Origin of the sequence: Winogradskyella sp. Asnod2-B02-A, from assembly GCF_045063645.1 — a bacterium.
Lineage (GTDB): Bacteria > Bacteroidota > Bacteroidia > Flavobacteriales > Flavobacteriaceae > Winogradskyella.
This window is the reverse complement of record NZ_JBEFOG010000027.1, coordinates 553,137-566,258: the sequence shown is the minus strand read 5'-3', so window position 1 is coordinate 566,258 and position 13,122 is coordinate 553,137. Positions and strand designations below refer to the sequence as shown.

Annotated in this window: 8 protein-coding genes; 3 read left to right on the top strand and 5 right to left on the bottom strand. The window is 34.1% G+C overall.

The window, feature by feature from the left end; all coding sequences use genetic code 11:
- The first annotated feature begins 34 nt into the window (after positions 1–34).
- Positions 35–964, top strand: coding sequence for an isoaspartyl peptidase/L-asparaginase family protein (locus ACJJVO_RS10555; protein ID WP_405573787.1), 930 nt, complete (start codon positions 35–37; stop codon positions 962–964).
- A gap of 218 nt (positions 965–1,182) precedes the next feature.
- Here the strand turns inward: ACJJVO_RS10555 and ACJJVO_RS10550 are convergent, their stop codons facing one another.
- Complete coding sequence (locus ACJJVO_RS10550) at positions 1,183–2,046, bottom strand: cyanophycinase (protein WP_405573786.1); 864 nt, start codon at positions 2,044–2,046, stop codon at positions 1,183–1,185.
- A 97-nt stretch (positions 2,047–2,143) separates the two neighbouring features.
- Between ACJJVO_RS10550 and cphA the strand changes: the two genes are divergently transcribed.
- Positions 2,144–4,786, top strand: a complete 2,643-nt coding sequence (gene cphA, locus ACJJVO_RS10545) for a cyanophycin synthetase (protein ID WP_405573783.1) — start codon at positions 2,144–2,146, stop codon at positions 4,784–4,786.
- 130 nt (positions 4,787–4,916) lie between these two features.
- Here cphA and ACJJVO_RS10540 read toward each other — a convergent pair whose 3' ends face one another.
- The gene (locus tag ACJJVO_RS10540) at positions 4,917–5,177 is read right to left on the bottom strand and encodes a hypothetical protein (RefSeq protein ID WP_405573780.1); all 261 of its coding nucleotides are present in this window, start codon (positions 5,175–5,177) and stop codon (positions 4,917–4,919) included.
- A 274-nt stretch (positions 5,178–5,451) separates the two neighbouring features.
- Between ACJJVO_RS10540 and ACJJVO_RS10535 the strand changes: the two genes are divergently transcribed.
- Positions 5,452–6,867 (top strand): aldehyde dehydrogenase family protein, encoded by a 1,416-nt coding sequence (locus ACJJVO_RS10535; protein WP_405573778.1) that lies wholly within the window; start codon positions 5,452–5,454, stop codon positions 6,865–6,867.
- A gap of 242 nt (positions 6,868–7,109) precedes the next feature.
- On the opposite strand, the gene ACJJVO_RS10530 is transcribed toward ACJJVO_RS10535, so the two are convergent.
- The 3 genes from ACJJVO_RS10530 to ACJJVO_RS10520 all read right to left on the bottom strand — a co-directional run bounded on the left by ACJJVO_RS10530 (position 7,110) and on the right by ACJJVO_RS10520 (position 13,105).
- Positions 7,110–10,145 carry a tail fiber domain-containing protein gene (locus tag ACJJVO_RS10530; RefSeq protein WP_405573776.1) on the bottom strand — a complete coding sequence of 1,012 codons (3,036 nt, stop codon included), beginning with the start codon at positions 10,143–10,145 and terminating at the stop codon, positions 7,110–7,112.
- 217 nt (positions 10,146–10,362) lie between these two features.
- The gene (locus ACJJVO_RS10525) at positions 10,363–11,052 is read right to left on the bottom strand and encodes a LytR/AlgR family response regulator transcription factor (protein WP_405573774.1); all 690 of its coding nucleotides are present in this window, start codon (positions 11,050–11,052) and stop codon (positions 10,363–10,365) included.
- Between the two features lie 103 nt (positions 11,053–11,155).
- Entirely contained in the window at positions 11,156–13,105 is a 1,950-nt protein-coding gene (locus ACJJVO_RS10520) for a histidine kinase dimerization/phosphoacceptor domain -containing protein (protein ID WP_405573772.1), read from the bottom strand.
- Positions 13,106–13,122: the final 17 nt, after the last annotated feature.

The following is a 13,122-nucleotide window of genomic DNA, read 5'->3' as shown; positions in this document are numbered from 1 at the left end:
AAAATGTGTAATTTTCCAAACTTAAATGATACACATGAAAACATTCTCAATAGCCATTCACGGAGGAGCGGGAACTTTAGTCAAAGGGATGATGACAGTAGAGTTAGAAGCAGCATACAAATCGGCTTTAAAACTAGCCTTAGATTCAGGGTACCATCTTTTAGAACAAGGAAAAACAGCCATTGAAGCCGTTGAAGAAGCCGTGAAATTGTTAGAGAATTCTCATTTATTTAACGCAGGAAAAGGTTCTGTGTTTACAGCTACTGAAACGCACGAAATGGATGCGAGTATTATGGATGGTAAAACCTTGAATGCTGGAGGCGTGAGTCTAATTACAGGAATTAAAAATCCCGTGTCTTTGGCTAGAGATGTCATGGAAAAAAGTGAACATGTGTTTTTAGCAGGAGACGGAGCGATGCAATTTGCAAAAGAACTCAACTATAAACTAGAGGATGCGTCTTATTTCTATGATGAATTTAGACATAACCAATGGTTAGAAATTAAAGATACTGACAGTTTTCAGTTAGATCATTCTACAAAAAAAGATTCCAAATTTGGAACCGTTGGTGCAGTGGCTTGTGACCAAGATGGAAATATTGCCGCAGCAACATCAACTGGTGGTATGACCAATAAAAAATGGGGACGCGTCGGAGATTCACCAATGATTGGAGCTGGAAATTACGCCAACAATAAAACTTGTGCCATCAGTTGTACCGGAAGTGGAGAGTTTTTTATTAGAGGAGTGGTGGCTTACGATGTAGCGTGTTTAATGGAGCACAAAGGCATGTCTGTAAAAGAAGCTTCAGAAGAAGTCATCAATAAAAGAATCTTAGAAATTGGAGGCGATGGTGGATTAATCGCAGTAGATGCAAAAGGAAATATGGCGATGCCTTTTAATACGGAAGGGATGTATCGTGGACAGAAATCTTCGAATGGTATTGATGAAGTTGCTATTTATAAATAGGTTTGTGAGGTTGTAAAGTTGCAGAGTTTCGAAAGATTAAGATATCGCTTCTAATGGGTACTTGTCTAAGTTTATGAAATCTGTGTGATGTTCTCCCAAAGGCGCTAAGACGCAAAGTAGTATAACTACGTACAATAACCGTGAAAACCAGTCTCAAAATTTTTGTAAAATAGTAAAATTTAGGATAAATTAATGAGATTCCTGCGTCCGCAGGAATTTTAGATAAAAGGAGCTTCAATAGGCAACACTTTCACTTTTCGAGTTTTAATATTGTATTCATCACCATTAGACAATACATGAATTGTAAGATTGGCCATAGTCATAGGTGTGCCTTCTTTAAGAATTTTCTCGTTATTATGAGTTAATGTACTTCCATCAAAAACAATCACCATTCCAGAACCAATTACGGTACATTCATTTCCGTTTCTAATAATCATACCTGTATCTTCAGCGAGTCCAAATCCAATTAAGTTAGGGAATTTAGCTACGGCTTCACTCTGTCTTCCAAAGCGACCACGACGAATAAAATGAGTATCTATAATTAATTCAGGAATCAATCCTAAACCTTTATACATATTTACGGCACCTTTAATAAAAGACTCAGAAGCGCTTCCTCCTGCAATCATTTCATTAGCCATTACCATAGCACCAGCACTTGTACCTGCAATAACAAAACCCTCATCATTTTTATAACGTTCCATTAAAATAGAATGAATCGTTGTGCCTCCAATTTTATCCGTAATTTTAGATTGGTCACCACCAGAAAGCATTACACAATCGGCATTATTAATCAATTCAATGGCATGTTCGGTTTCAGAATCTTCTTTAGAGCGAATGTCTAAAACGGCAACATGTTTACACCCTAAAGTAGAAAATGCAGTTAAGTAATTTTCACCAACTTCAACCGGAATACTTGATGCTGTAGGGATCACAACAATATTTGCATCAACACCACCAGCTGCTTCCACCACATGGAACAAAATACCATCGTCAATGAATTCTAGAGTGTAGATTTCACTTTCTTCAATACCTTTATCTTCATTTCCTCCAATAGGTATTAGGGTTCCTTTAATCTTCTGCATAATTTGTATCTAAAAATATTGGGCAAAAATAAGCCAATTTTTTTAGTGAAAAATACTATATTTAGAATCTTTCACTAACTAAAACAAACCAACTAACATGAAAATACGCGAAATTAATGCGATGAGAGGACCTAATTACTGGTCCGTAAGACGACATAAATTAATTGTAATGGTTCTCGATCTCGAAGAGATGGAAGAATTCCCCTCTAACAAGATTGAAGGATTTCCAGAGCGATTAAAAACCATGTTTCCTAGTATGTATTCGCACCGCTGTTCTGAAGGTTGCGAAGGCGGATTTTTTATGCGTGTTGATGAAGGGACTTGGATGGGTCATATTATTGAGCATATTGCTCTAGAGATTCAGACCCTTGCAGGTATGGATACTGGCTTTGGACGCACACGTGGCTACGGAGAAGTCGGTGTTTATAGTGTGGTATTCTCTTATATGGAAGAATCCGTAGGACGTTATGCTGCAAAAGCTGCTGTTAGAATTTGTGAAGCCTTAATAACAGGTGAAGCTTATGATATGTCTGAAGATATTCAGGAAATGAGAGAATTGCGAGAAGCTGATCGTTTAGGACCAAGTACAGGTTCTATTGTTGCAGAAGCAGAAGCTAGAGGTATTCCTTGGATTCGTCTTAATAAATATTCGCTTTGTCAGTTGGGTTATGGTGCCAATCAAAAACGTATTCAAGCTACAGTGACCAGTGAAACAAGTAGTATTGGAGTAGAGTTGGCCTGTGATAAAGAAGATACCAAGTATTTATTAGAACAGGCAGAGGTAGAAGTGCCTCGCGGAGATATTATTAGAAGAGAACGCAGTTTAGAAGAGGCTTGCCGTTATGTTGGTTATCCTTTAGTGATTAAGCCAATTGATGGTAATCATGGTCGTGGTATTACCGTCGATATTCAAAATTATGAAGATGCTTTAGCGGCTTTTCATCATGCTAAAGAGAGTTCTAAAAGTGGAGCTATTATTGTTGAAAAGTTTATTGTTGGTCAAGATTATAGATTATTAGTTATAAATAATAAGCTAGTTGCTGGAGCTATTAGAACTCCTGCCCATGTTATTGGAGATGGAACATCTACAGTTCAAGAATTAATCGATAAAGTAAATAGTGATCCACGTCGTGGTTTTGGACATGAAAATGTATTAACACAGATAACGGTAAACGAATTAACAAAGACCATTATTAAAGATGCTGGTTATACTTTAGAATCTGTTATTACAGAAGGAGAACAACTCATTTTAAAAGATACTGCTAATTTAAGTACAGGAGGTACAGCTGAAGATATTACAGATATTATCCATCCTGCTAATGTGAGTATGGCAGAACGTATTTCTAAAATAATAGATTTAGATATCTGTGGTATTGATATTATGACTACTGATATTTCTCAACCCTTATCAGAAACCGGAGGAGCTGTTTTAGAAGTGAATGCAGGTCCAGGATTTAGAATGCACTTAGCACCAACTTCAGGATTACCTCGTAATGTTGCGGCTCCTGTAATAGATAAGTTATTTCCGCAAAAAGGAGATACAGGTCGTATTCCAATTGTAGCTATTACTGGAACCAATGGAAAAACAACCACTTCTAGATTAATGGCTCATATTGCTAAAATGAATGGCTATCGTGTGGGTTATACGACAAGTGATGGTGTATATATTCAAAATCGCTTATTAATGACTGGTGATTGTACAGGTCCTGCAAGTGCAGAATTTGTGCTTAAAGATCCAACGGTGAATTTTGCGGTTTTAGAATGTGCACGAGGAGGTTTGTTAAGAGCAGGTTTAGGCTTTAAAAAATGTGATGTGGCTATTGTAACTAATGTGGCAGCTGATCATTTAGGACTTAAAGGTATTCATACTATAGAACAATTGGCTAAAGTAAAAGGAGTAGTGCCAGAAACAGTATTACCAGATGGTTATGCTATTTTGAATGCCGATGATGATTTGGTATATGATATGCGACGCAATTTAGATTGTAATGTCGCCTTATTTTCTATGGATGAGAACAATCCGCATATTAAAGCGTTACAACGTTTAAATGGTATTACTGCAGTCTATGAAAACGGCTATGTAACCATTTGCAGAGGAGAGTGGAAAATGCGTTTAATGAAAGCAGAAAACATTCCGTTAACCTATGGTGGTAAGGCAAAATTTATGATTCAGAATGTGCTGGCAGCAGTCTTAGGTGCGCATGTACAAGGTATAAGTATAGAGGATATGAAAGCCGGTTTAGAAACCTTTATTCCTTCTGCAGCACAAACACCAGGTCGTTTAAATTTATTTGAATTTAAAGATTTTACTATTTTACTAGATTATGCACATAATCCTGCCGGAATGCGTGCTTTGCAAAACTTTACCAATGAACTTGATGCGACTGTAAAAGTTGGTATTATTGCAGGTATTGGAGACCGACGTGTAGAAGATAATAACGAAATGGGAGCAATCGCTGCCGATATGTTTGATGAAATTATTATTAGACAAGACAAACGCTTAAGAGGTAAAACGGAGCAAGAATTAATTAAGATGCTAGATGATGGTATTAAGAAAAGAGATCCTAATAAGAAGACAACTATAATTCCATCAGAAAAAGAAGCGATTAAATTTGCGGTTAAGAATGCTGTAAAAGGTTCGCTTATTATATTGTGTAGTGATGTGATTCCGGATGCATTAGAATTGGTAAAGAAATTTAAGGAGCAAGAAGCCAATGGTGAATTAAACTATGCGGATTAAAAGAACACTATTTCAGGTTTTCTAGATCTGAATGTATAAAAATAAAAAAGCCGAAACTTACGTTTCGGCTTTTTTTAACTATATATGGTTAATAGCAATATATATGGTTAATAGCATTATTTGTTATGGCTTAACAAAGCTTTACGGTCTTAACTTTAATTTGAAGACTCTTTCTGTAAGCTTTGATACTGATAATTTCGTTACTCTTTTTACGATTCATTTTTAAAACCTTTGCTTTTACTTCTGCAGAAACATTAATTGTTTTAGCTGCTACATTTTCTTCTTTAACTGTTTCAACAATTTCAGTTTCAGCACTAACTGTTACCTCTTGTTGTGCGAATCCTGTAAAAGATACTGTTAAGAATAATATGAAGATTAAAGCATTTTTCATAATCGTAAGAAGTTATATTTGTTTTAACTTCGAGTCAAAGAAACAGAACATCTTGAGCGTAGCTGAAATTTTTAGATGAAACAAGTCGATAAATAGATAACAGGACAGCACTTGTAAAAAACCTCGATGAAATACATAAATTACGTCGTTAGCCCTTTGAAACCAGTGAGTTTAATGTTTAACAACACTATTTATAGGATAAAAAACACTTCTTATTTGGTTGTATCGACGAAATGCATGAAATCAACTCGTAAAGGGCGTAAATAGAACTTATATGATGAATGACTTTAGTAATAATCCATATCATGAATTGTTTTACAAACAATACAAAAATCAATATACTATAGGTAATCGTACTTATAAGCAAAGAATTAAGACGTTGAATGCACTGCAACGTGCAATTGAGAAGACTTATAGAGCGCAGATTCAAGAAGCTTTGCAAAAGGATTTAGGTAAACCTGTAGTAGAAACGGAGCTCACAGAAATCTATGCCATCATTGGAGATATTAAACATGCTAAAATGCATTTACACCAATGGATGCGAAGGCAAAGTGTTTCAACACCAATATCAATGTTAGGCTCTAGCTCTTATATTTCATATGAACCTAAAGGTGTTTGCTTAATTATCTCACCTTGGAATTTTCCTTTCAACCTTACTTTTGGGCCTTTAGTATCAGCTATAGCTGCAGGCAATACAGTTATTATTAAACCTTCTGAGATGACTCCACATTCTTCGGATCTTATGTCTAAAATTATAGCAGATGTGTTTTCAGAGGATCAAGTAGCTTTGGTGCAAGGTGAGGTTGAGGTCTCTACCCAGTTGTTAAAACTTCCTTTTAATCACATTTTTTTTACAGGCTCTCCAAACGTAGGGAAAATTGTTATGGAAGCAGCATCAAAACATTTGGCTTCTGTAACATTAGAACTTGGAGGGAAATCTCCAACTATAGTAGATAAAACTGCTAATATTGATAAAGCCGCAAAGAAAATAATGTGGGCAAAATTTTTGAATTGTGGACAGATTTGTGTCTCTCCAGATTATGTGTTGATAGATGAAGGTATAAAAAATCAATTCATTACAGCTTGTAAAAAATGGCTTCAAACCTATTATAAAGATAATCCAAAAACATCAGATTCTTATGGGAGAATAGTTACTGATAAACATTTTGATCGCTTAAGTGCTTATCTCGAAAACGCAAAAACTCTAAAGGCGACGTTTGAAGTCGGTGGTGAAACCGATAGTGCTTCAAAATTTATAGAACCTACTATTATTTCTGATTTAAAACCAGATGCTAAATTATTAGAAGATGAAATCTTTGGACCTATTTTACCTATAGTCACTTTTAATAATTTAGATACAGCAATTACGTACATTAAGTCCAAGCCACGACCACTAGCACTCTATATTTATAGTAAAAGCAAAGCCAATACTAAAAAAATAATGAATAATACTAGGGCAGGAGGGACGTGTATTAATAATAGTGTGTTGCATTACGCCAATCATAATTTACCTTTTGGTGGTGTTAATAATAGTGGTATTGGTAAGAGTCATGGTTTTTTTGGGTTTAAGGCGTTTAGTAATGAACGTTCGGTGATGAAGCAACATACATTTGGAGTTACAGAGTTGTTGTTTCCGCCTTATAGTGGTTTTAAGGAGAAATTGGCACGATTAACTATAAAGTGGTTTTAAAAAACGAAAAAGTCGCTCCCTACAGCGACTTTTTTCAAAACTCAATAATTTATACTAAGATTAATAGCACCATAAAGTTACATTAAGTACGTTAATATTTTAGGTTTTTTTAGTGAATGACCCCTTTTCTTTAGTGAATAGTGCACGAACGATTTATATCAATCGCTGAAAACAAAAAAGCCGCTCCCTACAGCGACCTTTTCCTCAAAAACATAATCGTTTTTTTAATAATTCTTAATTTTTTAATCTTCTGTTGTATTAGATGCTGTAGAAGGATTTATGTTAGTTTTTTCTTCTAAAGCTAAAAGTCTTGCTTCTAATTGTTCTAACTTGCTTAATTGTTGTTTTAAGTTTTTATTTTCAGCTTCTAAAGTTTCTAGTTTTGTATTTAGTTCTTGTATGGCTTTTACAGTTACAGGAATAATATCTGAATAATACACACCGAGATTTGTTACAGGACGCATTTCTTCTGCACCTGTTTCTTCATCTATAGTTACAGATTCTTCTGTTACAACAACTTCAGGAATTGTTTCTAATAAGTTTTGTGCAGAAAAGCCAATCTTTGTAGCTTGGTTGGTTGCATCTTTCCATTTGTACGTAATAGTCTCTACTTGCATTAGCTTTTCTAAACCATATTCTAAAGGTTTAATATTCTTTTTTTGCCTTAAGTCGCTGGTGTTAATCGTACCATCTACTGCCCAAAGTGATTGCCATCTCCAATTTGAAGTGCCTAAAGATCTTGCATTATCATCATACGGTAATAATCTTCCATGAAGCATAACGTATAAATTACCAGCATCATGTAAGAACTCTGTACTTCCAATTCCTACTGTTGTATCTCTATTGTTTCCGCCAAGTTCAAAATCTGCAACATAGTTTATTGTAGTGCTTAATGAATTTACCGTTTTTGTATTACCGTTCTCAGCATATCCAGCGGTATCATTATTTCCAAATCTTATAACATTTGCACTAGCATCTAACCAAAATAAATAGGGTCTAGTATCCGACTCCATTCTAAAATCATTTACTGCTGTTCCTAGTTCATTAAAAACAGTAGCTCCATTACCATGTATTCTGTGATTTACGACGTTATTTTGGTAAAGATCTAAAACACCGTCGTCGGCACTATCATAAAGTCTAGCTAATATGTCGCCTCCGCTTACAGAACCGTCTCTTAAGAGTATGTCATCTGAGAAGTAAGAATTACCTGTGACATTAAAGGTGCCAGCTGTTAAATTACTACCAACTGAAACTCTATTGAGACCAGCATCTAAATAAAGCATATTTGCATTTCCGTCAGATTCTATTCTAAAATTTCTGTCTAGTCCTTGTTCATTAAAAACAAATTGTGAGTTGGCATCTAAATCAACTGAAACAATTCCATTTTCCATTATTTGAAGTCTACCATCATTTGCATCATCTATAAATCTCGCTATTATTGTAGATGTTGTGTTAGAATTTTCATCTCTAATATATAGGTCACCACCAAGAACAGTATCACCAAATGCGTTAACTTCAAGTTTATTAACGCCAGCATCTTGTACTTTAAATGTTCCAGTACTGTTTATATTTATATTTAAATCGTTAACTCCGTTGGCTATTGTTGTATTCTGAATAAGACTTCCACCAAGCCTAATATCATTTGCATTAGTTGTAAGTCCATTTGTGCCAACGGCATTAAGTGTTACATTACCTATTGTTCCTCCTCCAGTAAGCCCAGTGCCTGCATTAACTTGGTTAATATCTCCACCACTATCTAATGCCGATAAATTTACGTTTTGCGCAGTGCCATTTTCTATACCAACTGTAAGAATGTTTGTAGATGAATTAAATGATAGGTTTTGAATATTTTGGTCATCTGTTCCAATTCCATCTTGTAATGGAGCTAAATTAATAGAAGTTCCTGTTCCGTTTTCTATACCTAAATTTAAGGTTGTTCCAGTTAAATTAGGTGTTAATAGGTTTTGATTATCGGTACCAGTTCCATCTTGTAGGGAAGCAAGATTAACGGTTTGTAAAGGTTGTCCATCATCTTCGAGAGAGAGTCTGAGAGTTGTTCCAGATAAGCTTAAGTTGTCAATAGTTTGGTTATCAGTTCCAGTTCCATCTTGTAGAGAAGCTAAGTTCACAGAAGTACCAGTTCCGTTTTCAATACTTAAATTAAGTGTAGTGCCAGTTAATGTAGCTGCATTAAGATTTTGGTCATCAGTATTTGTGAAAAGTGCAGATGCATCTACAAAACTTAATTGCCCACTTCCATCAGTTGAAATAATTTGATTTGAGCTACCATCCGTTAAAGGCAAATTGTATCCATTTCCTAGTGAGGTTCCTACATAAACTCTACCTATAAAAAAACCTGCCCAATTGTTGGTTCCTCCAGAAGTACTACTAATTTCAGAATAGACACCATATTTAGGTCCAGTTCCTGTACCATTTACAAATAAACTAGTGCCATAATAGTTTGCTGTACTTGTGCCAATAACATGTGTGTAATTACCAAATTTATTCCCTGTAGAATTACCACCAACAAAATTTCTAATGGCATATTGATCTCCAGCTCTAGAAGATCCTAGATTATTTTTAACTCCATAGGATTCACCAGTGCCAGTAAACATATTAATAGAGTTAAAAGTTCCAATCATTTCTCCACTACTATGTCCTGTAATTTGGCTATCAACACCTGTTCTATCTCCTGCAGAGTCATTGAAAAAGGTGTTGTTAATTCCAATTTGTTTTCCAGAAGTATCTGTCCAAAAAGCAGAGTGAGTTCCAATTTTTTGACCTGTATTTGCTGTATTATTAAAGAGGTTGTAGACACTTTGATTATTGGTGTTTCCAGGCTGTCTATTATCTATATGAATACCATAGTTTTTATCAGATAGGATATCTAATTTACCATCTGGAGCACTTGTTTTTCCAATACTAATGTCTTCTGAGATTCCTTCGGAAGGATATAAGAATGTGCCAGCATCAAACCACTCAGAACCTTTGATGCTTATCCAATTAGTAATAGTTTGATCCCAATAATAAAACCCTTTGCCATCTGCTGCTGTACCTGTATAAAAAATGAGCATACCATCTCTGGTTGCACCAGGAGCAGAAGGAAAATTGCTCATGCGAGGAATTAAAATACCATCATCGTTTGCAGGACTAGAAGTGCTGCTTGCCGAAATGTCTAATTGGGCTTGTGGATTAGTATTGCCCACACCAACTTGTGCAGCAACGGAAAGAATAAATAGAAAGGTAAATGAACATAAGAGGTGTAATTTTGTTTTCATAATAACACGTTTTTGAGTAGCCTACTTTTAAAAATAACTAGAGGAAAAAATCTTTGTAGAGAAGTTATTATTAAAGCATAATGACTGATTAATAGCTAAGTAAAGCTAATTCAAAATCAGAGCTTTAGCGTGTTATTTTTAGTGAACTCACTTTTTTTTATAGTGAATACAGATTAACGTAAGAAATGTGTTTTTTACTGAGTTCCGTTAATCTTAACTATATGCTTTTTAGCCTGCTAACGACCAAACTTTTTTGTGAAGCACTTACAGGAATACTTTCATTACTAAGGGAAATGGTGTTTTTGTCAACACTAAGAATGTGTTTTAAGTTGGCCACATACGAACGATGCGTTTTAATAAAATTATTGCCTTGTAATTGTTCTGAAATGTGTTTTAAGGTATGCGGTACTAAATAGGTTTCTGTATTTGTAATTACATAGCAATAGTTATCAAATGCTTTTAAATATTGTATTGAGTTCTGATTAATACGATGTAGTCTACCTTCGTGTTTTATGGTTAAAAAATGTTGTTTTGATTCGTTGTAATTATGCCATGCTAATTCAATATTGGTTCTTAAACTGGTTTCAGTAAAAGGCTTAACAATATAGCCAAGTGGATTGGTGTGTTTAACACGCTCTATAGTGTTTGGATCCGTTTGAGATGAAAGAAATAAATAAGGGATGTTTTTTTTATCTAATTCTATGGCTAAATCTACACCATCTTTATCTCCAGAAAGTTGAATATCTAGAAGTGTTAAGTCTGGTTTTAGCAATTCTATATCGCGTAAAGCAGTTGTGTAATCTTCAGCATCACCAACAGCAAAAAAACCTTGTTTGCGTAATGCGACTTCAATAGTAGAAACTATTAAAGGTTCGTCTTCAACGATAAAGATGTTTAGGGATTTCAAACTTTATTTATTTAGAGTCTTAAACTAGTTTAAACCATTTGTTAATGGTCTATTTTTTTAGTGAATGTCTCATTTTATTTAGTGAATAAGATTTATAGTATTCCTAAAGAAGCTTATACTTTTTAATAACTAAGGTGGCTTCTGTGCCTTTATTGAGTTCTGATTTGTAATTTAAAGTAGCCTTAAGTTTTTTAGACAATGCTTTCATTAAAGTGATACCAAAAGAAGTACTTTTTATTTCTCCCTCAAACCCTTTACCATTATCAATGACTTTTAGTACTAAATGCTCCCCTTCTTTATGAAACTGAATATCAATTTTACTTTCTGGTGTCACCTCATTAAAAGCATGTTTTATGGTATTTACGATAAGTTCATTTAAAATTAAACCTATTGGCGTAATGGTTTCAATATCTAAAACCAAAGGTTCTACATCCAACTCATAAGAAAGCGGTTCTGACTCAAACTGATGACTTTCAAAAATGTCACGTATTAAATCATTAAAATAATCTTGGGTATTAATGCCTACCAGTTCATCTTTGTTGTATAATCTTTGATGAATTAATACCATAGAGCGGACTCTGTTTTCAGCTTCTTTTATGGCAATTTTAGCTTCTTTGTCTACAACGCTTTCGGATTGTAAATACAACAGACTAGATACAATTTGAAAACTATTTTTTACGCGATGATGTGTTTCTTTAAGTAGTACATTTTTTTCATCTACGGATGCTTCTAATAGTTTCTTTTGTTTGGCTAGTGTAATACTTTGCTTTTTATTTCTGTAAGAGAAAAATCCTAAAACTAAAACTAACAGCAAACCTGATGCTGCTAAGTAAGAATACAATTTACTTTGTTTTTCTTTAGCTTCTAATTCAATGGCATTTAATTCTTGAGTTTTATTAAACTCATATTCCATTTCTTGTTCTGTTTGTTTTTTTATGTTGTTTTCATTAAAAATAGAATCTTTAGTCTTGGTGTATAATTGGTAATTTTCTAAAGCCAAGTTATAGCTTCCTATAGATTTATATGATTTGGATAAGCAATCGCAGGCTTCAGAAGTTAATTCTAAATTTCCTGCTTTCAAGGCTAAATCTTTAGCAGTATTACAATTTTTTATGGCTAAATTGTATTTTCCAGTTTCGTAATAAAGATTACCAAGATAATTTTTCGCGATGGTTAAGTTTTCTGTAACACCAGCTTTTTCATAGTAATCATGAGCTTGTTTTAAAAACATTAAAGCTTCATCATAATTTTTTAATTTTGAATGTGCATTTCCAATATTTAAGGCCGAACTCATAATAAAACGCATTGGCGCATTCCCTTTTTCTTTTAATACTTTTCCTTTTTCAAATTGTGTTAGCGCTTTTTGATAACGACCCTGATTTAATAGCATTTCACCTTCATTAGAAATAATAATTCCAGCATTTACATAAGAGTCAAGACTCAAAGACGCTTTGTAAGCATTTTCATAATAAATGGAAGCCTTGTCAAATTCTTCCATTTGGTTATAATAGTTTGCTAATGAATTATTAAGTACAGAGCTTTCTCCTTTGAATTTACGACGTTGATTTTCATCTAATTTTAACGTGTCAATTTTATCTAAAGCACGTTTAGAATTTAACATAGTTGCAAGTGCTAGAGGAATGTTGCCGTGTTTTCTATAAATGGCACTTTTGGTCATTAAATTTGAGGCTCTTAAAAAGGGCATGGTGTCATCATTGACATAAGAAATGGACTTGTCTAAGAATATCTCAGCGGAATCTAATTGACTGTTGTAATAGAAGAAGTTTCCTAAGGAATAATATGAATTAGCAAATAGCTTAGCATCATTGTTTGTTTTAGAAATGCTGATGGCTTTATCAATTAAAACACGCGAATCTTTTGAATACCGAAACTGACCAGCATTACTTGTAAGGACTCTTATTTTTTCATAATTATCAGTGTAAGTATCTACAGTGCTAATTAATGAGTCAATGACTTTTTGCTTATCTGAATTATTTTGAGATTGCAATAAACTTGAAAAACAGAGCAATGAAATGAGGTAATAATATTTCAATATAGGGCTGGTTTAAT